Consider the following 23,377-nt stretch of genomic DNA (forward strand, 5'->3'; position numbering starts at 1 on the left):
TAATTTTTTCGCATGAAAATTCCAAACTTGCTCACCATCGAGAATTTAAATTTCCGCTACCTAATTCGCGAAGAACCGGCTCTCAAAGATATTAATTTATGCTTTTCCTCTGGAGAAGTCTCTTTAATCGCTGGCGCCAGCGGATGCGGAAAAACAACATTGATTCGCTGTATCAACGGATTGATCCCGCATAGTTACCGGGGAGAAAAAACTGGTCAGATTACAGCTTTCGGCAAAGATCTGTCCACCTTAAAATTAGCCGAAATCTCACAAATGATTGGTACTGTGCTGCAGGATCCGGAACGCCAAATCCTAGGTACCAAAGTAGTCAATGAAGTCGCCTTTGGCTTGGAGAACCTGAGTTTTAGCCGAAGTGAGATTCTGAATAGAGTAGATGAATCACTGGCACGCTTGAAAATCTCCGATCTGCGCAATCGTGATACCTTTAGCTTATCAGGGGGTGAAAAACAGAAAGTCGCTTTAGCCGGTGTATTAGCAATGCGGCCAGGGATTTTGCTACTGGACGAACCGCTGGCTTCTCTGGATCCAGCCAGTGCGGAGGAGACGCTTGCCATCTTGCGAATTCTCGCGGATGAAGGCATGGCTATCTTAATGGTAGAACACCGTGTTGAAGACGTCCTGAAAATTCATCCTGAAAGGGTAATTTTTATGTCATCTGGTGAAGTCCGTTACCAGGGCACCGCTGGAGAATTGGATGAAACTATTAATTACCGTGATGTAAAACTTCCCGCTCCGATGATCATCGATCGAGTAAAGAAACAAAAGGATGTGCATACCTTCCCTGTTTTCAAACTTCCGGAACAGAACAAACAATCTTTAGTCAGTTTCCGTAATGTGGAATATTTTTATGAAGAAGGTGTACCCATTCTGCATGGAATTTCCCTGGATATTCGCCATGGAGATGTCATTGCAGTGCTTGGCCCCAACGGAGCCGGCAAAACAACGCTGGTGAAACACGCCATCGGCTTATTAAAACCCAAAGCCGGCCAGGTATTAATTGGCGAACGAGACACCAGCAAAATGAGTGTTGCAGAAATTGCCCAAACCTTAGGTTATGTCTTCCAAAGCCCCAGTCATATGTTATTTGCGCCAACGGTTGAGGAAGAATTGTCTTTTGGCCCTCAAAATTTAGGCCATAACAAAACCAGTATTACAAAGGAGGTGAAGGAAGCTATTGATATTGTGAATCTCTCGGGGATGGAACAAATCCCACCATTATCTTTGTCCTTTGGCCAACAGAAGCGTGTCAGCATTGCTGCAGTACTTGCCATGCGCTCAAAAATCCTTGTGATGGATGAACCTTCGGCAGGTCAAGATTATCGCAACTATATTGATTTTATGGATGCCATCTTGCAGCTGCCAAATTTCGATGCCATACTCTTTATCACGCATGACATCGATTTAGCGGTAATTTACGCTAACCGTATTCTGATGGTCAACAACGGACAACTTGTCGCCGATGGTAAACCGCAGGATATCTTAAAAGATTATGATCATCTTCACAAAAACAGGTTGGTCCCCACATCCCTATTGGATGTAAATTTGAAATATCTGGGGAAAACCGGCCGGTTTATGCGTGCGGAGCAAATTGCGCAGGTACTTTAATCAAGAGAGATCCAACAAAGGTTGGCAGCCTTAGGGTTAGTGAGCAATTCAATTTATTCAAAATAATATGGTGGAGGAAAAATGAAAAACAAAACTTTATCGATTTTTCTTGCTCTCGTTGCAGTCGTTGTTGTTTTTATAGCTATCTGGCAGATTGGCAAAATGTTCAATCCGGATCTTGACCTGGATGAGACTGCCCTGCTGCGCTTTGTCTTCGTCGGCGTGGGCTTGCTGATCGCATTCCTGGTTTACCTGGCAACCAGCAAACATAAGATGTGGGAAGTCGGCACGCGCGAAGTGGTCTATATGGCCATTGGCGCCGCGTTGTACGCCATCTTCTCTTACTTATTCAATGGTACCGTTTTTGTCGTACCGTCTGTCAGTCAGGTGTCTCTGCGTCCGGCTATTGCCATTCCCATGTTCTTCGGTTATGCCTTTGGCCCGGTCGTCGGCCTCTTCACTGGCGCAGTCGGCAACATGTTCGGCGATGCGTTGACTGGATTCGGTCTATCCCCTCAATGGAGTGTTGGTAATGGTTTGGTCGGTTTTATCGCCGGTCTTTCATGGCTGTTCAGTGATAAAAAGAAAGGCATCAATACCGTTCTGATCGTCAGTGCTGTCTTAACTGCCATTGCGACTGTCTTCTATCTGATGAACTCCAACCAAAGCAATACCCTCTTCTACGATGTAGAAAACAACATTTTCGGCGATGCTCAGATTTCCTTATTTGCCGGTATTTCAATAGTAATTGGTTTCGTTCTGGTGCTATTGGTCCGGTTCGTATTCGGAAAGAACATCGATGTCGCTGCCGCGGTTACCTGGTCTATGTTGGGCAACTTGCTCGGCATGGGTTTTGCGGCCATATCCGATATTTGGATCAATGGCTATTCTCCCGCGGTTGCCATCGTGGGCGAATTCATTCCCTCGGCCGGCCCCAACTTGATCTTCGCGGCCATTCTGGTACCGCTGCTGGTCAGCGCCTTCAGCGCAAGTCGCCGGCAGACTGGGCGCTAATCTTATTCAATCGGATTGGGCTGCTGCTATGCGCAGCCCAATCCATAGATTTACTTAAGGATTCATTAAAATGCTGGTCACTTGGCGTTACAAACCACGTAAATCGATTATTCAATTCTTTGACCCGCGGGCCTGGATTATTTTTTATGCGTGTTTCATTGCCGCTACCGTGTTTTTCTGGGATCTTCGATTTTTAAGTATTTTCTTTGTTGTGGCGCTTTCCGTTGCGATCTTTTCCCGAATTGGTTGGAAAGAAATGCGGCGCGGTTGGCTCTTCATCGGCGTGTTCATCGTCTTTTTTTCCCTGCTTACGTTTTTAACCGGGCGCGGCGGTGTGGAGCTTTATACCAGTGAACATCTGATTCGAAATATAAGTTTACCGTTTTCAATCTTTGGTTGGCAGCCGATTCTAAAAATTAGTTGGGAAAAGACATTTTACGCGCTCAGTATGATTTTGCGTGTCTTCAGCCTGGCCAGCATGACAATTCTCTTGCCTTATTCACTCAACCCGGCGCTCTATGGAATTATTTTCAAAGGCTTAGGCCTTCCGGATAAATTCGCATACGGAATGGACCTGACCATGCGATTCATTCCGACTTTTGGTCGAGATTTTCAATTGACCATGGATGCTCAAAAGGCACGCGGTTATGAATTGGAAAAAATAAGTGGCGGGCTTTTTAAACAAGTTCAGAAACTGGCGCCCTTAATGGTTCCCGTGACCATTCACGCCATTGCGAGTAGTGAGGACATCATCGATGCAATGGATCTACGCGCTTTCGGCATTGGAAAACGTACCTGGATACAGGAACTCCATTATCAAAAACGGGATTATTGTCTGATTGCTTTTAGTATTCTAATGATACTTACTGTCATCGCGCTATCTCTTTTTGGGATTGGTAAGTTCTGGGTACCGTCTGCCTTGATTACCTGATTCTACGTACTCTCAACTATCTTATGGAATCGGGTATATTTTTCTCGATCCGGCCATTTTTTATAAGCTGTATCATTAGAATCTGATATGATTACAGCCATGCAAAAAACGCTCAAAAATGACCTGATATTCATCATTTTCCTTATTTTTGTCGCAGTTGGGGTTCAATTCTTATTTCTCAACCCGCCCATCCTCAGCGACCAAATGGAATATTACATCACTGCGATTCGCTTTCCCCATTTACCCGATAATCCGAATATTGGCAGCATGCGCATCGGTCTGGAATTGCCGGTAGCGGTGCTCTACCGCATATTTGGTACATCGGAAGTGGCATACTATACAGTTCCCATTCTCAGCGCGGCTCTACTATCTGTAAGTATCTATCTAATTGGAAAAAGTCTTTTCTCCCGCAGGGTCGGCTTTTTTTCCGGCCTTTGGGTTATTTTCATTCCCAATCTGGTTCAGGATGCCGGTCATTTGCTGCCTGATTTACCTGCCACCGCCTGTTCGGCAGCTGCGTTTGCTTTACTTTTTACGTATTTCGGTAATAAGCAACACAAACGAGATTTCGCCTCCAAGGAAAGTCTGGTCATTTTCATTTCGGCTGGTGTCCTGTTTGGTTGGTCTTATCTGATAAAAGAATACCTGGCCATTTTATTTCTGCTAATCCCACTTGTCTTTTGGATGCTGGAGATTCCTTACCGCCATTTGATTCCTTTAGCAATCAGCATGTTGTTGATGTACGGTATCGAGGTTGCTGTAGGCATTATTTACTATCAAAACCCGTTGATTCGCTTTTTAGCCGCTTCACCGCGGGAAACCACTGGTGAAATTCAAAAGGATGTTAGCCGTATTATCAATTACTTTGCTTTATTGCTCATCAAAGATGGCGGTGAAGGTATTTTGATGTTAATGGGATTGGGTGTATTGAACAGCCTGGTGAGGTCTTTTAAAAAGCAAAAAAGCCATATTTTCCTACTATCCTGGGTTCTCTTGATTTATGTCCTTTTCACTATTGCCGGCCTTCTTCCGGTGATTTTCAATTGGGAAGGCATTGTCCTACTCCGGCTGCACAAGTTCCGCTACTGGGTGCCTATCCTCCCGCCATTGGTGATTGGGGCTGTTGCTATGTTGGATGCCTTCTTTGTTTGGATAAAGAAATCGCTCCCACAGCTCAGGATTTCTGAGAATAGCTTCGCATCCATTTTCTTGGCTGTCTTTCTATCATTGACCGCCGCCCGTGGAATCAACAGTATAAAAAACGATCCGGATTTTATCCGCAATGGAGCGGATCAATATTTAGAGCTGCGTGCCTATCTTCAAGAGCACGATAATCCCGAAGATATTATTTGGATTGACCGGGATAACAAACGTGCTTTTGAACGCATCCTGCCAATGTATATTCGCAATCCTTTTGGCAGGTTGATTTGGCGCGGCAGTACCAAATACATCAACACCGCAAACCTGTACCTGCGTGCCGAAGAAATCGATCAGGGTTATTTTATTGTCGATCGCGATTTTATGACGCCTTCCTCATCCCTGCCCAGTTATCTTTATGATGCACCTGAAAACTGGCAGCTGGTCTTTGAAAGTGAGAATAAAAAGCTTGCGTTGTATAAAGTAGACTAACCTTACAAATCTGGTTAGGTTTTTCTGTTGCATATCAAGCTGGCCTATAAGATAATTAGGAATATTACATCTGGATAATAATGGATAAACATATGAAGTTGCTGGTTTATATTCCTGCCCTAAATGAAGAAAAAAACATCGCAGGTGTCATTCAACAGATACCTGTGTCAATCAAGGGTATTGACGCGGTGGAATGCCTGGTTGTGGATGATGGCAGCACAGATTGCACCGTTGAAGTTTCCCGTGAAAGTGGCGCTCATGTGGTTAGTCATGGGCGAAATCAGGGTGTTGGAATGGCTTTTCAGTCAGCCGTCCAGTATGCTTGGGATAATGAGTTCGATATTCTGGTAGGGATTGACGCCGACGGACAATTTGACCCGGCTGAAATTCCGGTTATCATCCAACCACTCCTCGCAAACCAGGCCGATATGGTCATTGGCAACCGCTTCACCCAGGGTCGCCCGCAGTACATGCCTCCCATTAAATACCGTGGTAATAAAATGGTCGCGTCATTAGTCAGTTCAATCAGCGATCAGAAATTTCAGGATGTCTCTTGCGGTTTTCGTGCCTATAATCGAGAGGCGCTCTTACGCCTGAATGTGTTTGAGAAATTTACCTACACGCACGAGAGTATTTTGTCGTTAGTCTATCAAGGAATGCGTGTGTTGGAACTACCCATCAGCATCCGCTACTACCCTGAACGAAAATCCAGGGTAGCCGGGTCTATCTCCAATTATGCTTCAAAAACCAGCCGTATCATCCTGCGGGTCTTGCTTGATTATCGTCCTCTCAGAGTTTTTGGCACGCTCGGTTCAATATTCTTTATTTTGGGTATCTTATTTGAGCTATTCCTTTTTATCTTCTATATCATCAATCATTCATTCACACCCTATAAATCAGCCGGTTTCATCGGATTAGGTTTTATTATTTTCGGGATGTTGATCTTTATCATTGCGCTGATTGCGGAAATGTTAAACCGTCTTCGCTTGAATCAGGATCGATTGATGATTGAATTTAAGAAACGCCGTTTTTAATTAAGAGTTAAATATATAATTAATTTCTCGTCATTCCCAAATTTATTAACATCATCAATTATTTTTTAATCTCTATCCTTTGTAGCTAAATATTTACAGTTTTTCTTTTTGATTTGTATAATAATCGACGGATATTGAAATTATTATTGATTTGTCTTATCCTTTATAGTACGGGAGTAGTAGTGGGAAGATCAGGGAATTCTGATTCACAACGAGGGAATATAAAACCTGTGAATCAAAAAAAAGTACCGCAAGAAATATCACTCGAAGAATCTGAATTACGATACAGACGATTATTCAAATCTGCTTTGGACGGCATCTTAATATTAGATGCTGAAACCGGGGAGATCACTGATGTCAATCCATATTTAATTGATTTATTGGGTTACTCAAAAGTAGAATTTCTAGGTAAGGAATTATGGGAAATTGGTCCATTAAGAAATATCACCGCAAACAAAGAATCCTTTCTTAACCTGCAAAATAATTTATCAGTTAAATATGATGACTTGCCCCTGGAAACCAAAATGGGTGAACGCATAAATGTCGAATTTGTCAGCAATGTTTATGACGAGGGAGATAAAAAAGTAATCCAATGCAATATTCGAAATATTACTACTCGGAAAACAGCTGAAAATAAATTTCATTACTATAGTACTCATGATGCACTAACCAAGGTATACAACCGATCATTTTTTGAGGAAGAACTGGAGCGCCTTGAAAAAAGTCGCCAATATCCAATCAGTATTATTATGTTAGATATCGATGGGTTGAAAAATACGAATGATAAGCTCGGTCACGCATCGGGTGATAAACTCCTATGTCGTACCGCTCAACTCCTTAGAAAATCCTTCCGAAGTGAGGATGTCATTGCACGAATCGGAGGAGATGAATTTGCTATCCTTCTGCCTGAATCTGATGAATTGGTTGTCCAACAAGCTCTTGAGCGAGTTGCACGTTATTTACAAAAAAGCAATGGCGATGTTCCTATTCATTTTTCTTTCGGCGTCTCAACGTGCGTAATTCCTTGCTCTTTATCGGAGGCATTGAAAATAGCCGATGCTCGTATGTACCAGCAAAAAAGGGCCAAAACCGAGCGGCCTGATTCTTGATTGAATTTTCTACTAGAGCTTAATTCCTTTTTCCACTTCGATTATAAATTTCATAAGTTATTAAATAAATCCATCTCAACCAATTTACGCCAGATGCCAATATTACGTATAATGTTCTTATCTATTTTATACTATTTGTAGATATTGGATATTTATCAGGAACCATATGACTCTAAAATCGAAAATACTGATTATTGATGATGATCGCAATCTTCAAAAAACGCTAAAGGATATTCTTAAAATGCAGGAATATCCTCTTTTTCACGCTTTAACCGGTAAAGACGCAGTTGAAATTTTCGGTCAAGAGAATATTGCCTTGATAATTTCGGATCTTAATTTACCGGATATTTCTGGCCTTGACCTTATTCAATCTTTAAAAAAAATCTCGCCGGAAATTGAATTCATAATCGTAACAGGTTATGCCTCACAGCAAACTGCAATTCAAGCGATAAACTCTGGGGCATTTGCTTATTTCGAAAAACCTTATGATATCAATCAGCTGCTCCTTTCCATACAGCAGGCACTTGAAAAACAGCAAACGAAATTTCTTTTATCCGAGAGTCAAGCGAAATATAAAAATCTTTTTGATAATGCCACCGTGGCGATGTTTCGAACCACGCTAAACGGATTGAAATTTCTTGAGTTTAATAATGCATTTTGTGAATTATTTGGCTTCTCTCGTGAAGAACTAATTAAACGTAAACCGATTTCACTTTGGGTTAATATGGATTCATCGAGACAAATCCAAAAAACTGTATACATAAATGGTTTCGGAGAGAATCTTAAATTAGACGTTCGCAGAAAGAATAAGGAAGTACGTCATTGTTTAGCAACTTTCAAACTATATAAGAAAGAAAAGTATATCGAAGGCTCAATTATTGATATTACGGAGCAAGTCCAGCTCGAAGAGACTGTCCAAGCAAGTGAGAAAAGGTTCTCACTTGCATTTAAAACATCTCCTTATGCAATCTCCATTTGCCGTCTTAGTGATCACAAAATTATTGATGTTAACAATGCCTTCACCAGATTTTTAGGATTTTCACGCGATGAGGTATTAAATAGTACTTCTAAAGATTTGAACATATGGGTTAATCCAAAAGACCAAGAACAAGTTTTTTCGGATTTGGAAAAGAATAATGAAATCACTGGCCGAGAATATTCTTTTCGGAAAAAGAGCGGTGAAATTTTCACAGGGCTGTTCTCTGCCGACTCAAGCATGATCTTAAATGGCGAACGGCACCTTCTGGCAAGTGTTATAGATATCACAAGCTGGAAAAATGCCGAAAAAGCTATTCGCGATTCGGAATCCAATTTTAAGTGGTTATATGAAAACGCTCCGGTTCCTTATCATATATTAGCGCCGGACGGTCGCATCCTGGACGTCAACCAGAGATGGTGCAATGTCCTGGGATATTCAAAAGAGGAAGCCTTAGGCAAAGAAATATTCGATTTCATTTTTGAGAATGAGCGAGAAGCCGCCAGGAATTCGTTTGCAAATAAGAAGACTAGTAACAAAAAGTTCATTGAAGGCAGTGAACGCAAATATGTCACAAAGAATGGGAAGATTCGGATATTTAAAACCTATGATTTCCTGGTTTTCGACTCAAAAAAGAACATATCATCGATCCAAACCACAATTGAGGATATTACCGATCGAAAAAAAGCAGAAAACGAGTTTCAACAAAATTTGGATCGAATGCAAAGAATCGTAAACATCCTTCAATACTCTGCGGGGAACGAGCAGGATTTTCTGGATTATGCGCTAGATGAAGCTATAAAATTAACCCAAAGTAAGGTTGGCTATATTTATTTTTACTCTGAGATTAGTCAAGAATTTACTTTGAATACCTGGTCAGATGAAGTGATGGCAGAATGTAGCATCACTGATAAGCAGACAACATATCAATTAGAGAATACCGGTTTATGGGGCGAAGCTGTAAGACAACGCAAGAACATTATTGCAAACGATTTTGACAAGCCTAACCCTTTTAAGAAAGGGTACCCGGAAGGGCATGCTCATCTAAAAAAATTTTTAACCGTACCAATTTTCAATGACGGAAAGATCGAAGCGGTTATCGGGGTAGCCAATAAAGTTGCGGATTATGACGAAACCGACATTCTCCAATTGTCCCTTCTAATGGAATCCGTGTGGAAGGTTATCGATCGATGGCAGGCAATTAATGCGTTACAGAGTAGCGAAGCAAAACTTCGTAATTTAATTAATGGCACTGAGGATATCGTTTTATTAAAAGACAAAGATTTCAAACATATATTGGTAAATCAAGCGGCTCAAGACTATTTTGGTAAAACCGAACCAGAAATTTTAGGGAAAACAGATTTTGATTTGATGTCAAGTGATGCTGCAAAAATTTGTCATAAATCTGATCTACAGGCAATAAATAACAATAATCTTGAGATTAATATCGAAAAAATTGGTGATAGGTATTTTGATTCAAGGAAATTTCCTGTATCGTTGGGAGACCAAATTGGTATCGGTGGTTTTATTCGGGATATTACTGCATTAAAAAAGAATGAAGAATTAATCCAGCAAAAATCTAAAGAAATTTCATTTTTGTATGAAATGGGGTTAGCGCTTTCTCAGACAATTGATCTGGATATGATTTTTCATACGTCCTATCAATATTTAAACCTACTGGCAGATTGTCACAATTTTGCTATATCCCTGATCAACGAACAAAAACATACTCTGGAAGTAAATTATTCATTTGTAGATAATGAACCCATTGATATTTCTTCAATAGAACATCTTCTAATTAATAAAAAAATAAAAACTGGACGTTGTGGAGCGATTAATCTTGCGAAACCAATATTTACTGATAATACAAATTCAAGCGTTTGTGAACAATCTTCTGAGAATTTAACCACAAAGAAATCTATTTTCAAGTCAGCATTATTTATCCCGATGATTGTGAAGAATAAAGTGATTGGATTGCTGGAGTTTAGAAGCCCTAAACAATCAGCCTACTCGCAAGAAATTGCTGAAATCCTTGTGACAGCAGCCAATCAAATTGGTTTAGCTATTGAAAATAGCCGCTTCCTTCAAAAACTGCAATTACAAACCACAGCTCTTAATGCAGCTGCGAGTGCAATCGTAATTACCGATCCAAAAGGGATAGTTGAATGGGCTAATCCTGCTTATTCCATCCTGACTGGTTACACCAACGATGAAATCCAGGGTCGCGTTGCGAGCGAATTGGTTAGATCAGGTATGCAGGATGAAAATTTTTATAAAAACCTTTGGGAGACTGTAAAGAGTGGATCATTTTGGAAAGGCACTCTTATTAACCGAAGGAAGGATGGTAGTCTTTACACAGAAGAAATGACCATTACCCCGTTAATGGATAATAAAAATAATATTTTACATTACATCGGCATAAAACAAGATGTGACTGAACGCGATCAACGAGAACGAGAACTGACCATCGTGGCAAATATATCGGCTGCGCTGCGTATTGCTGAAACTCGCTCAGAAATGTATCCTGTCATTCTGGATCAACTAATTAAACAATTAAACGTAGAGGGCGCAACTCTTGTTTTGCTAGACCCAATAACAGACGAAATGGTCATCGAACTTGGCCGTGGCATATGGGCAGGTAGTACTGGACTGAGAATCCCCCCGAGAGTTGGCCTGAGTCGGAAGATCCTCGATAGTATGCAGCCATACCTTAATAATGGTGATCAGAAAGATCCCAATGCCTTTTATGCCGATCAATTTACAAATTGTCGTGCTTCTGCCGCTGTTCCTATGATCATTCAAGACAGAGATATTGGTGTGATCTTCATTGGCAGCAATCGCGTTTTAAACGAGCGAGATATTCGTTTGCTAAAGTCAGTGGCAGACATTGCGGCGAATGCTATTCACCGTTCCTCATTGCGCGAAAAGACTCAGGAAAAAGTAAATCAGCTGGATACTCTGCGTGTTATTGATCAGGCGATTAATACAAGCCTGGATCTTAAAGTCACTCTTAATGTAATCGTTAAACAATCCAGGGAGCTTCTTAACTGTGATGCATTAATGGTCTTATTAAGTAAACCACAGACTATGCTTCTTGAGCCGGTCGCCAGCATTGGTTTTCAACCCAAAGATATTGATCGGTTGCGCTTTCATATTGGTGATGGCTTGGCCGGACAATCCATCATGGAAAGACGCATAGTCAGCGCGGAAAGTCTAAAGGTTCCCGAAAACATTTTATCTGGTGAGTCAGTATTTCAATCTGGCGAATTTAAATCATTTCACTCTGCGCCTTTATTTGTAAAAGGGGATCTAAAAGGTGTAATGCTAATTTTTTATCATGAATTATTCTCCCCTTCTCCGGAATGGATTGATATTGTTAATACGTTATCGATGCAGACTGCCATAGCAATTGACAATAATGAGCTTTTCGATGGACTACAACGTTCGACATTAAATCTGACTGTCGCATATAACGAGACAATTGAAGGTTGGGCCAAAGCATTGGAATTGCGTGATCAGGAAACTGAAGGACATTCCAAGCGTGTTACTGATCTGACAATGAGATTTGCTTACGAATTGGGGATCAATGATGAATCCATAGGGAACATCATGCGTGGAGCGTTGCTGCATGACATTGGTAAGATGGGTATTCCGGATGCCATACTGAATAAACCGGGAAAACTTACTGATGAAGAATGGGCATTCGTTCGTAAACATCCTCAAGATGCTTTTGATATGCTATCGTCTATTAAATATTTAAAACCCGCCCTCGATATTCCTTACTGCCATCACGAACGTTGGGATGGTACTGGTTATCCACGAGGCTTAAAAGGTGAGGAAATCCCATTGGCAGCTAGGATTTTCGCGGTTGTGGACGTCTGGGATGCGCTCACCTCTGATCGCCCTTATCGAAAAGCGTGGCCTCGCGCCAAAGCTAAAGAATATATGTTATCGCAAGCGGGTAAGCACTTTGATCCACAACTAGTAGAAGTGTTTTTTACACGGGTTCTGAATAATTTCCAATGAAGTGTTTCTGAAAACATCTACCAACATAAAACTATCAGGCAATGCATTTGTTATTCATTGTTCAAACTTATTTATCTTTACTACAATTTATTAATAAAAGTATTTTTGAATAGTAATAAAAATTCTTTGAATTTTATTAAGATATAATCTGTTTTGAATAGTATGACGTCGTGTCATACTAATATTAATCTAAATGTATACACAATCGAAAAGGCAAATCCTGCGAAAGCTGGAGACGCAAAGCTAATGGTCTAAAGTGATCGTTCATGATTACTATGATTGCAGAGCTGCCGAAGTTTTATACATAAAACGTCTCGGATGTTCATGAATTGTCGTGTACATGAGAGGAGGCGTTTTTATTTTAATAAGATTACCGAATGTTAATTCTCGCAATTTCATCAAACTCAATTAATAAAAGGGATAAAAATGTCAATTTCTAAACTACTTCAACCAAAATATATTGCGATTGCTTTAATCATCTTAACTCTGGGAGTGGTTGCGTATGGTTATGCCGCAGCTAATGTAGTTCCTGAATCCGGTGCTGGAGATGGTTCTGGTACAGTCAGCGGTTATACCGTCAGTAATATCACTTACACCCTCTTAGCCGCAGATCCATCAAAAGTACAAAGTGTCGCAATGGATATCGTCGCCACCAGTGGAGCCGGCATACCCAGTCAAGTAAAAATCACAATTGATTCAGGTACAACTTGGATTAGCTGCACTGGGCCTACAACCAATACTTGGTCATGTGCCTTCACCGCATCGTCTGAACCAAGTGTTTCAGCCATAGAATCATTACAGGTAGTCGCTGCTGAATAAGCTGGTAAGTAGAACCACTTAATCCAAAATATTGGGGTTTGGGAATAAAAAATCCCAAACCCATTTTTATAATTTGAGAGAGACTGATAAACAACCACTTAGCACCATATTTTCAGCCGCCGGCTTAGTTTTACTTTTTATCGGCTGGTTTATTTTTGCACCACCTGCTCTAGGCGGACAAACATCTTACATTGTTATCATCGGGAATAGCATGGAACCAAAATTCCATTTTGGTGATTTGGCACTAATCCGCGAAGCGAATTCTTATGCTATTGGTGATATCGTAACATATCAACAACCTGAAATTGGTACGATTTTCCATCGTATCATTGCTATAAAAAATGGACGCTATACTTTACGAGGTGATAATAATACGTGGGATGATTCTTATCACCCGCAATCATCCGAGATCTTAGGAAAATATTGGTTTTTCATACCTTCTGCAGGAAAATATCTCAAGAGACTAAGAAAACCGGCGAACTTCGCATTTTTGGTAGTCGCGTTTGCGATTGTATTTATATATTTACTTCAAACAGATGGTAAACCGAAGAAGATTTTAGACGTAAGGAAGAAAAATAAAATGAGTGAAAATTCTGACGCAACAGCCAATCCTTTGGATTGGTTATACATCATCTCGATAATTGGTTTTGTCGCTCTTATTATTGCCTTTGTCTCATTTACTCACCCAATAGAAACAACAATCGCTGATAACTATACCTACACAAATTATGGCCACTTTGAGTATTTCTCCGAAGTACCGGAAGATATTTATGAAAGTAATCAATTGGAAACCGGTGATCCAATTTTTCGTCAAATCAATAATTCTATAAATATCGTTTTCTCTTATGAACTGGAATCAAATAGAAAAGTAAATGTAACCGGTACATACAAAATGCTGGCAATTATCAAAGACACAACCGGTTGGGAAAAATCAATTGAGATCATACCGCCCTCTTTGATTCAGGAGAGTTCGTTCACTTCCTCAGCCGTTTTAGACTTAACCGAAGTTGACAATGTAATTGATAACTTTGAAAGCCAAACAGGCATCATAAATAAACGGTATACACTCATCCTGCAGCCTCAAGTTGAAATTCAAGGCTCGATCGGAGAGCGTACTTTTAAAGAGTCTTTTATGCCTGAACTTACCTTTTTTTTGGATGATCAAAAATTAACTTTGACTGACAATTCATCCGACAACAATGAAGTACTAAACCCAACACTTGGCGGCTCAATTATGGGCAGCTCTTCCTCCCCCAACACCATCTCATTCTTAGGGTTGAAAATCAATGTTTTAGTAGCGCGTATTATTTCCATTTATATGATTGGTGCAACCATAATCGCGCTCTTTTGGTTCAATAAGAAATTTGGAAATCTTATCGCATCCAAAAATATATCTGCCGGTAAATAACAGGAAAGTACTCCTATGATTTCTAAATTTATTCGTGTTTTATTTATCAGTTTGGCGTTTATGATTATTATCAGTGCGATTTATGGTTTAACGGCTTCTAACACTGTACCGGAATCCGGGCTTGACATGCAAACACATGAAGTCACGGCTGAACAAATGAAACCGGTTGAATGCAGTTCTCTCAGCCTCGAGTATATTTCCACCTCCTCCATTGGATCAATTCTAAATGATCTGGTGCTTGGAACCTCGTCTGACGATTCTCTTTCCGGTAATGCTGGCAACGACTGTTTGGTAGGTGGTGATGGGGATGACACTATAGATGGCGGGGATGGAACCGATATCTGCATTGGAGGAAATGGCACGGATACATTTTTGAATTGTGAAACTGAAATGGATTAGGGAAATTCTTTTTCCCTCTATCGATGCCTGAATAATTTTTTTATTGACACCTGGTAATTTCCATGCTATCATGCCTCTCATTGTGAGCAAGAAAGTGAAATCCAACACGATGAATTTACGACGAGAGCTAACCACATCCCTTACCGACGGAATGGTTGGCTTATTTTGCTTGGATGGATCATAAAATTCCCATATCACATCAATAAAGCATAAAGAAACGATTAAAAAGCTTTCCGATTCCGGAAAGCTTTTTTGTTTTCTATTTCGGGCTTTATTCACAAATTATTCATTTCTTGAGGAGAAAATTGTCATGATCAAAAATAAATCTAAAAAAGACATAAAGAAAGTCGTTCTTGCCTACTCTGGCGGCCTGGATACATCCATTATTGTGTCCTGGTTGAAGGAGAATTACGATTGTGAAGTGATCTGTTACACTGCCGATGTAGGCCAGGGAGAAGAGCTCTCTAACCTGCCTGAAAAGGCGATTTCAACAGGCGCCAGCAAAATTTTTATCGAGGATTTGACGGATGAATTCGCCAGCGATTATCTTTATAAGATGCTGCGTTCGGGTGCCATCTATGAAAATAAATATCTTCTCGGTACATCCATTGCCCGTCCCTTGATCGCCCAACACATGGTCAAGATAGCCCAACAGGAAGGCGCGGATGCCATCGCCCACGGCTGTACCGGCAAAGGCAACGACCAGGTTCGCTTTGAATTAACCGTCATGGCATTAGATCCGAGCCTGAAAGTCATTGCTCCCTGGCGTGAATGGGATATCTGCTCGCGTGAAGATGCTTTGGATTATGCCGCAGCGCACAACATCCCGGTTTCTTCCAGCCTGAAATCCATTTACAGCCGCGATCGCAACTTATGGCACTTATCGCATGAGGGCGGTAATCTGGAGGATACCTGGAATGAACCCCTGGAAGATATGTTCCAATTGACTGTTTCTCCTGAACAAGCCCCGGATGAGCCGGAAGTTATAGAAATTGAATTCATTCAGGGTTACCCCATCAAGTTGAATGGAATTGCGCTCACCCCCGCAAACTTTGTTAAGGAATTGAACCAATTAGGTGGCAAGCATGGCATCGGCCGCGCGGATATGGTGGAAAACCGGCTGGTTGGCATGAAATCGCGCGGAGTGTATGAGACTCCTGGTGGGACCATCCTGGTAGCCGCTCACCAGGATTTGGAATCCATTTGCCTGGACCGCGATACCCAGCATTATAAGAATTTGATCGCCCAACGGTACGCCGACCTGGTTTACAACGGTCAATGGTTCACCCCGCTGCGCGAAGCCCTGGACGCGTTTGTGGATGTAACCCAAAAGCATATGACCGGTGTAGTGAAAATGAAATTATATAAAGGCAGTGTCACGCCAATTGCGCGCCAAAGCCCTTATAGCTTGTATAACGAAGATTTCGCCACCTTTGAAGAAGATAGCGTTTATGATCAGAGCGATGCGGAAGGTTTCATCAATCTGTTTGGTCTTCCTTTAAAAGTTGCCGCCTTGCGCAATTTGAAGACAGATGCTGCCATTCCCGTAGAAGCACCTGATTTCTCAACGGTAAGTAATGAGCCAGTCTAGTATGAAGAATCTTTGGGGAGGTCGCTTTGCCAGCGGAGTTGATCCGCTGGCATGGCAATATAATGCATCCATCGCGATTGATTGGCGGCTGGCCGAAGTGGATATTCAGGGTTCAATCGCTTGGGCCAAAGCATTAGCCCAGTGTGATGTTCTACAGCAATCCGAAATGGACTCCATCATTGAAGGGCTGTATGCTGTGTTGGCGGAAGTTCAATCGGATAATTTTCAGCTTCAACCCACTGACGAAGATGTTCACACTGCCATCGAACGCCGCTTGACCGAGATCATCGGACCGCTGGGCGGGAAACTCCACACCGGCCGCAGCCGCAACGACCAGGTAGCGTCTGATTTCAACTTATGGCTGCAGCTGGCTATTGCACAGGTTGATGAATTTCTTAGAATTTTACAGACAGCCTTGGTTGATCGGGCAGAAAAAGACATGGGCATTATACTTAGTGGCTATACGCATTTACAGCAATCCCAGCCCATCCTTCTTAGCCATTGGTGGCTCTCGTATTTTTGGCCGCTGGTGCGTGATCGTCAACGTTTGCAGGAACTAAAGCAGCGCGCTTCTGTCTTGCCCCTGGGTTCCGGCGCAATGGCCGGTACGCCATATCCAATCGATCGCGATTTTTTAGCTGCTGAATTGGGGTTCAGTTTAGTCAGCCCCAATAGCATTGATGCGGTCTCTAACCGTGATGCCGCTGCTGAATTCTTGTTTTTCTCTGCTTTACTGGCTGTTCACCTTTCCAAGTTGTCGGAAGGGCTTATTCTCTATTCAACCTCGGAATTTGGTTTTATTCAATTGGCGGATGCCTACACCACCGGTTCCAGCCTGATGCCGCAGAAGAAAAATCCCGATACCCTGGAATTGACCCGCGGGAAAAGCGGTACGATCATTGGCCGCCTGACCGGTCTGCTGTCTACACTAAAAGGATTGCCATCCACATATGATAAAGACTTACAAGAAGATAAACAACCGGTTTTCGAAACCTATGACAACCTGTGCATGATGCTGCCGGTTATGACCGGAGTTTTGGAATCGCTGCAGGTCAACGCGCAGCGTATGCAGGCCAATATGAATCCGTCCATCCTGGCCACCGATCTGGCAGATTATTTGGTTGCTAAGGGAGTTCCTTTCCGCGAAGCGCATGCTCTGGTCGGTCAAGCAGTACGGTTGGCAGAAGAGCAAAATTTAGATCTTAGTCAACTTCCTTTAAAGGCATACCAGACTATTAGTCCTATGTTCAAAGAGGAGGTTTATCAGGTCTTTTGCTTTGAAACAGCCGTGGAAAAAAAGAATAGTGTTGGTGGTACATCTTCAGAAGCAGTCTCTTTACAAATTAATAAAGCTAAACAATTTATTGACTCCCAGTCTTAATAAAAAATTTTAGTAGTTAAAACTTGAATAAAGTATGGCTGATTTATGCTATAGTAAATTTACATTTGCAGCTTATCGTTATCAATAATCAGGTGTTTATTCAAGGTAGTTTAAAGAATGGTTGGTCAAAAGAAAGGTAAAGAAACCGAGAAATCGCAATCGGTTAATAAGAAACATCCCGAGGAAGACTATTTCGAGTTTCTATTAAGGAATAAGGAATACATATCTTTCTTAAATAACATATTGGAGGGATGCCAGGTTATCGATGATACTTGGCATTATGTTTTCATCAATGAGACTGCGGCCAGACAAGGCCGCCATCCCCAGGATTTCTATATTGGACATACCATGATGGAACTATATCCTGGTATCGAAAATACCCAATTTTTTAAAAAGCTTCGTGTTTGTATGGAGAAGCGTATTCCGCAAACTATTGAGAATGAGTTCATCTATCCTGACGGATCCAGAGGTTGGTTTGAATTACGGGTTCAGCCCATACCGATGGGAGTGTTTATTCTGTCTATTGAGATTTCTAAACGAAAAACATTGGAAATTGAACTCGAAGAAGATAAACGAAGACTTAATACCTTACTTTCGAACCTTCCAGGTGTTGCTTACCGATGTTTGAATGATGATCAATGGACTATGGAATATCTCAGTGAAGGTTGTCTTAATCTTACTGGTTATCCTCAAGATGAGTTGATTGGTAATAATGCCACTTCTTTCAATAATCTAATTTTCCCGGATGATACAGCTTATGTCCGGGATTCCATTCAAGCAGCTATTCGAGCAAACAAGCCTTACACACTCGAGTACCGGCTTTTCACTAAAGACGGTAAATTAAAATGGGTTTGGGAACAAGGCCGCGCAGTTGAGAAAGATGCAGCGGGGGTCTATCATTTAGAAGGTTTCATTACAGATATTTCTGAACAGCAGCAAGCCAAAGAGGAATTACGCCGGAGTGAAACAACATCACGCTTATTTATCGACCATGCACCGGCTGCTTTGGCTATGTTTGACCGTGATATGCGATATATTCTGGCAAGTGAAAGATGGAAAAAAGACTATAGTATTTCTGAAAAATCTATTTTGGGAAAAAAACATTACGATATTTTCCCGGAAATAACAGAAGAAACAAAAGAAGTTCATCGTCAGGCGCTTTCAGGTAGGACGATTTGTAAAGAAGAAGACCGTTTTGTCCGTGCCGATGGCAGTGTCCAATGGTTAAAATGGGAAACACTTCCATGGTACAACCTCCAACAAGAGATTGGTGGTATTGTGATTATGTCTGAGGACGTAACAAAAAAGAAAGAAGCGGAATTTGAATTAATCAGGTCAATGGCCCGGTTTCAAACATTGGTTGAACAGATCCCTGCCATAACTTACATAGCCGCATTGGATGAAAAAAGTACAACTCTCTATATCAGCCCCCAGGTGGAACATTATTTAGGGTATTCTCCAGATGCTTATAAATCAAATCCGGACATTTGGCTTGAACGGTTGCATCCAGATGATCGCGACCGCGTTTTGCAGAAAACCTTTGGATCCATATCCGATCATTCACCACTCATATCTGAATACCGCATGTTATCCAAAGATGGCAACGTAGTTTGGTTCCATGATGAAGCCTCCCTAGTTTATGACGTGGATAACCAACCAATGTTTCTTCAGGGCGTTATGATTGACATAACAGAACAAAAAAATAGTGAGCAAGAACTGGAAAGGTATATTGCCAGGGTTGAGTCTTTATTGGAAATTGAGGAAGCAATTTCATCAACCCTTGATCTACAGGAAGTACTGGAATTTATTGTAAAAGAAATCACCAAGGCAGTTGAATGTGATTCCATTTCTATTCAAGGACTTAGTTCCGATACCCTAAATATCCTTACTTTTCATGGGAAAAAACCTTCCGTAAATGACAGTGACTTGGTTTTTCAATACGAATCAAATTTCCCAACCTATCAAGTTGCTAAAGGGAAAACCGCCATAACAGTCACAGACATGGAGCTTGAATATCCACAATATTATGAGGCACTTTCTACAAAACAGGTGAAAATTCATTCCTGGTTTGGTACGCCTCTTATCTACAAAGGAAAAAGTATTGGAATTATTACATTGGGCAGAGAAAAGGTTGACCCATTTTCTAAGACTGAATTAACGATGGTTTCCGCTATCGCGAATCACGCTGTCTTTGCAATCGAAAATGCACGGTTATTTAATGAAGCCAATACACGTCTGGAAAGGATTAGTTCTCTTCGCCAAATTGATTTAGCCATTTCCGGAAGTATTGATTTGGAAGTTGTTTTAAATGTCTTACTGGACCAGGTAGTCAGTCAACTGCAAGTAGATGCAGTGGATATCTTGTTATACAACTCAAAATCACAGATGCTTGAATATAAAGTAAGCCGTGGTTTTCATGGAGATCAAATCAAGCAATCTAAAGTTCGAATTGGCCAGGATTATTCGGGCAAAGCCATTATGGAACAGAAACCCATTTTTCTACCATCTCTCTCTTCTTTAAATTCACCGCCCCCCTACCAGGACCTGATTCAAGGAGAAAACTTTGTCTCTTTCATCACAGTTCCACTAATTTCCAAGAGGAATGTTGTAGGCGTTCTAGAAATTTTTAATCGGAAAACGCTCGTCCCTGATCAGGAATGGCGTGATTTCCTAGAAACAATCTCTGGCCAAGCAGCCATAGCAATTGAAAGTGTTCAGTTATTTAACAATCTTCAACGATCCTCGGATGCTTTGCGGTATGCATATGATGCCACTATTGAAGGCTGGTCAATGGCAATGGATCTGCGCGATAAGGAAACTGAAGGGCACACCTTGCGCGTTACTGAGCTTACAGTTAATTTGGCGCAAAAACTGGGTATCAGTGAAAATGAAATTATTCACATCCGCCGGGGTGCATTGCTGCACGATATCGGCAAATTGGGAGTACCTGATGCCATTCTGCTTAAACCCGAGAATTTAACACCCGAAGAATGGAACCTGATGCGCAAGCATCCCCAATTTGCACACGATATGTTGGCCAACATTGAATATCTGCGCCCCGCCCTGGATATTCCTTATGCTCATCATGAAAAATGGGATGGCTCCGGTTATCCGCGCGGCTTGAAGGGTGAGCAAATCCCTTTGGCAGCTCGAATATTTGCCGTTGTGGATGTTTGGGATGCGCTCCGTTCTGATCGCCCATACCGGCAGGCCTGGTCTACAGAACGAACCCTCGACTATATTCTGGAGCAATCCGGCAAACATTTCGACCCAAAGGTGGTCAAGGCTTTCATCGAAATGATTTCATATAAACATGGCAATATTAATCCCTGATAACCTATTGCTTCAATTTTATCTATTTAAAAAAACCTTGACGCTTTTCGTTTTATATATATAATAAGCCCCAATATTCAAAAGCGTTGAAGAGGACGAGTAAGCGCTGAACGACGGCACAGAGAGCAGGCGATTGGTGAGAGACCTGCCCGAAACGAAAGCGTTGAATGGACCGCGGAGCTGTAGGCCTAAAGCAGAATTTGCAAGTAAGCCGAGCCGGAATGCCCCCGTTATTGGGCTAGAGTATAACTCAATGATTTTTACGGTTGAACGTACTCGAAAAGAGTGAGCTGGCTTTTTCCCCTTGTGCATCACCGGGGAATTTTTTGTTAATAGCAGCTTAACTTGGGTGGCACCACGGACCGCGCGTTCGTCCCAAATCGGGATGAGCGCGTTTTATTTTAAGCACTCATCTCCAAATAAATTGACAGGAAAAGAACATGACTGAAATACAACTTTATAACATTTTCATGCTCACCTTACGGGAAGGAAGCATACCCGACCGAATCAGTTTTCATCCACCATGAAGGTCATTTGCATACCCGTCTGGAATTGTCATCTATTGATCGATTAAAAAACCATTATTTTAAGGAGAATTATCATGACTGAACAAACCCGTTTTTTATTAAATGAATCCGACCTGCCTAAGCAGTGGTACAACATTTTAGCCGACAGCCCAAATCCCCCGGCTGCGGTTCTTAACCCGCAAACTCTTGAGCCGGTCACACCGGAATTTATGTCTGTCATTTTTCCCATGAATTTAATCATGCAGGAAATGAGCAGCGAGCGTTACATTGACATTCCCGAAGAAGTACGCGAAATTTACAAACTCTGGAGGCCGACTCCCCTCATCCGTGCCCGCCGTCTGGAAAAAGCTCTGGGTACCCCCGCACATATTTATTTTAAGAATGAGGGTGTTTCCCCCTCCGGCAGCCACAAACCCAATACAGCCGTGGCACAGGCATATTACAACAAGATCGCCGGTGTGAAAGCCATGACCACTGAAACCGGCGCCGGACAGTGGGGTTCAGCTTTGTCCATGGCCTGCAATTTTTTTGACCTCGAACTGCAGGTATACATGGTCAAGGTATCTTATGATCTCAAGCCTTACCGCCGCATCCTGATGAACTCATTCGGCGCTGAAGTTTACGCCAGCCCCACAGACACCACTGATTACGGCCGTTCTGTTCTAGCTGATAATCCGGACAACCCCGGTTCGTTGGGAATTGCCATATCCGAGGCAGTTGAAGTAGCAGCCAAATCCGGCGGCACAAAAAAATACGGCTTGGGTTCCGTGCTCAATCACGTAATGATTCACCAAAGCGTTATCGGTGAAGAATGCCTCAAGCAAATGGACATGGCTGGCGAATACCCGGACGTCGTCATCGGCTGTGTGGGCGGCGGCTCTAATTTTGCCGGTATCGCCTACCCGTTTATTCGCGAGAACTTGAAGGACGGGCAGCGCACACGCTTGTTGGCGGTTGAACCGGCCGCAGTCCCCTCTTTGACCAAAGGCAAATATGCCTTCGATTACGGCGATACTGCCAAGATGGCGCCCGTTGTAAAAATGTACACGCTCGGGCATGGTTTTGTGCCACCCACCATACACGCCGGCGGCCTGCGTTACCACGGTATGGCGCCCAGCTTATCGGCTTTATACGATGCCGGTCTGGTAGAAGCCACCACTGTTCCTCAGAAAGCGACTTTTGAAGCCGCCCTTCAGTTCGCTCAAACTGAAGGAATCCTGCCCGCCCCGGAAAGTGCCCACGCCATCCGCGCTGCCATCGACGAAGCATTGGACGCCAAGGAAAAAGGCGAGAAACGCGTGATTCTCTTCAATCTCTCTGGTCACGGCCATTTTGATATGGCCTCCTACCAGAAATACATGGCCGGTGAGCTTCAGGATTTTGCCTTGCCGGAGGACGCAATAAACGAGGCCATGGCTGCCCTGCCGCAAGTTTCCTAAACCTATTCATTTCCCCTCTTATAAAAAGGACATTGGTAAACACTTCCAATGTCCTTTTCCAATAATTACTTTACGACATTTGTCATATTGTTTATATGACATTCTTCCCTTTTTTCTCAAATATGCGATAAAATG

The 23,377-nt window shown here is 42.1% G+C and carries 14 protein-coding genes, 1 riboswitch and 1 other annotated feature; all 14 genes read left to right on the top strand.

The window, feature by feature from the left end:
* Positions 1-12: 12 nt before the first annotated feature.
* The 14 genes from Pelsub_RS09650 (at position 13) to Pelsub_RS09715 (ending at position 23,242) form a co-directional block, all read left to right on the top strand.
* Positions 13-1,626 (top strand): ABC transporter ATP-binding protein, encoded by a 1,614-nt coding sequence (locus Pelsub_RS09650; RefSeq protein WP_116223944.1) that lies wholly within the window; start codon positions 13-15, stop codon positions 1,624-1,626.
* 81 nt (positions 1,627-1,707) lie between these two features.
* Positions 1,708-2,640, top strand: coding sequence for an ECF transporter S component (locus tag Pelsub_RS09655; protein ID WP_116223943.1), 933 nt, complete (start codon positions 1,708-1,710; stop codon positions 2,638-2,640).
* Between the two features lie 70 nt (positions 2,641-2,710).
* Positions 2,711-3,571 (top strand): energy-coupling factor transporter transmembrane component T family protein, encoded by an 861-nt coding sequence (locus tag Pelsub_RS09660; protein WP_116223942.1) that lies wholly within the window; start codon positions 2,711-2,713, stop codon positions 3,569-3,571.
* A 99-nt stretch (positions 3,572-3,670) separates the two neighbouring features.
* Positions 3,671-5,200, top strand: a complete 1,530-nt coding sequence (locus Pelsub_RS09665; RefSeq protein WP_158675066.1) for an ArnT family glycosyltransferase — start codon at positions 3,671-3,673, stop codon at positions 5,198-5,200.
* Between the two features lie 80 nt (positions 5,201-5,280).
* On the top strand, positions 5,281-6,234 hold the full coding sequence (locus tag Pelsub_RS09670; RefSeq protein ID WP_116223940.1) for a glycosyltransferase family 2 protein: 954 nt from the start codon (positions 5,281-5,283) through the stop codon (positions 6,232-6,234).
* A gap of 230 nt (positions 6,235-6,464) precedes the next feature.
* The gene (locus Pelsub_RS09675; protein WP_126440483.1) at positions 6,465-7,343 is read left to right on the top strand and encodes a sensor domain-containing diguanylate cyclase; all 879 of its coding nucleotides are present in this window, start codon (positions 6,465-6,467) and stop codon (positions 7,341-7,343) included.
* A gap of 166 nt (positions 7,344-7,509) precedes the next feature.
* Positions 7,510-12,345: a PAS domain S-box protein gene (locus Pelsub_RS09680; RefSeq protein WP_116223938.1), complete on the top strand. Its 4,836-nt coding sequence runs from the start codon at positions 7,510-7,512 to the stop codon at positions 12,343-12,345.
* Positions 12,346-12,547: 202 nt separating this feature from the next.
* A riboswitch (cyclic di-GMP riboswitch) is annotated at positions 12,548-12,640 on the top strand.
* Positions 12,641-12,771: 131 nt separating this feature from the next.
* Entirely contained in the window at positions 12,772-13,164 is a 393-nt protein-coding gene (locus Pelsub_RS09685; RefSeq protein ID WP_126440485.1) for a hypothetical protein, read from the top strand.
* Between the two features lie 73 nt (positions 13,165-13,237).
* Positions 13,238-14,572, top strand: a complete 1,335-nt coding sequence (locus Pelsub_RS09690; protein WP_158675067.1) for a signal peptidase I — start codon at positions 13,238-13,240, stop codon at positions 14,570-14,572.
* A 15-nt stretch (positions 14,573-14,587) separates the two neighbouring features.
* Positions 14,588-14,971, top strand: coding sequence for a hypothetical protein (locus tag Pelsub_RS09695; protein WP_116223936.1), 384 nt, complete (start codon positions 14,588-14,590; stop codon positions 14,969-14,971).
* A 310-nt stretch (positions 14,972-15,281) separates the two neighbouring features.
* A complete protein-coding gene (locus Pelsub_RS09700; RefSeq protein ID WP_116223935.1) occupies positions 15,282-16,562 on the top strand; it encodes an argininosuccinate synthase in 1,281 nt (426 codons plus the stop codon).
* A gap of 1 nt (position 16,563) precedes the next feature.
* The gene (argH, locus tag Pelsub_RS09705) at positions 16,564-17,943 is read left to right on the top strand and encodes an argininosuccinate lyase (RefSeq protein ID WP_162844808.1); all 1,380 of its coding nucleotides are present in this window, start codon (positions 16,564-16,566) and stop codon (positions 17,941-17,943) included.
* Positions 17,944-18,060: 117 nt separating this feature from the next.
* Positions 18,061-21,276, top strand: a complete 3,216-nt coding sequence (locus Pelsub_RS09710) for a PAS domain S-box protein (RefSeq protein ID WP_116223933.1) — start codon at positions 18,061-18,063, stop codon at positions 21,274-21,276.
* Positions 21,277-21,353: 77 nt separating this feature from the next.
* Positions 21,354-21,657, top strand: a binding site (T-box leader).
* A 220-nt stretch (positions 21,658-21,877) separates the two neighbouring features.
* Positions 21,878-23,242, top strand: a complete 1,365-nt coding sequence (locus Pelsub_RS09715; protein WP_116223932.1) for a TrpB-like pyridoxal phosphate-dependent enzyme — start codon at positions 21,878-21,880, stop codon at positions 23,240-23,242.
* The last annotated feature ends 135 nt before the right edge of the window (positions 23,243-23,377 follow it).

Origin of the sequence: Pelolinea submarina (assembly GCF_003966975.1) — a bacterium.
GTDB classification, from domain to species: Bacteria; Chloroflexota; Anaerolineae; order Anaerolineales; family Anaerolineaceae; genus Pelolinea; species Pelolinea submarina.

Excerpts from the sequence above, each read along its gene's own strand:
- Pelsub_RS09680 (WP_116223938.1), top strand. The coding sequence starts at position 7,510 with ATGACTCTAAAATCGAAAATACTGATTATTGATGATGATCGCAATCTT.
- argH (WP_162844808.1), top strand. The coding sequence starts at position 16,564 with ATGAAGAATCTTTGGGGAGGTCGCTTTGCCAGCGGAGTTGATCCGCTG.
- Pelsub_RS09700 (WP_116223935.1), top strand. The coding sequence starts at position 15,282 with ATGATCAAAAATAAATCTAAAAAAGACATAAAGAAAGTCGTTCTTGCC.
- Pelsub_RS09670 (WP_116223940.1), top strand. The coding sequence starts at position 5,281 with ATGGATAAACATATGAAGTTGCTGGTTTATATTCCTGCCCTAAATGAA.
- Pelsub_RS09655 (WP_116223943.1), top strand. The coding sequence starts at position 1,708 with ATGAAAAACAAAACTTTATCGATTTTTCTTGCTCTCGTTGCAGTCGTT.
- Pelsub_RS09650 (WP_116223944.1), top strand. The coding sequence starts at position 13 with ATGAAAATTCCAAACTTGCTCACCATCGAGAATTTAAATTTCCGCTAC.
- Pelsub_RS09660 (WP_116223942.1), top strand. The coding sequence starts at position 2,711 with ATGCTGGTCACTTGGCGTTACAAACCACGTAAATCGATTATTCAATTC.
- Pelsub_RS09695 (WP_116223936.1), top strand. The coding sequence starts at position 14,588 with ATGATTTCTAAATTTATTCGTGTTTTATTTATCAGTTTGGCGTTTATG.
- Pelsub_RS09685 (WP_126440485.1), top strand. The coding sequence starts at position 12,772 with ATGTCAATTTCTAAACTACTTCAACCAAAATATATTGCGATTGCTTTA.
- Pelsub_RS09665 (WP_158675066.1), top strand. The coding sequence starts at position 3,671 with ATGCAAAAAACGCTCAAAAATGACCTGATATTCATCATTTTCCTTATT.
- Pelsub_RS09715 (WP_116223932.1), top strand. The coding sequence starts at position 21,878 with ATGACTGAACAAACCCGTTTTTTATTAAATGAATCCGACCTGCCTAAG.
- Pelsub_RS09710 (WP_116223933.1), top strand. The coding sequence starts at position 18,061 with ATGGTTGGTCAAAAGAAAGGTAAAGAAACCGAGAAATCGCAATCGGTT.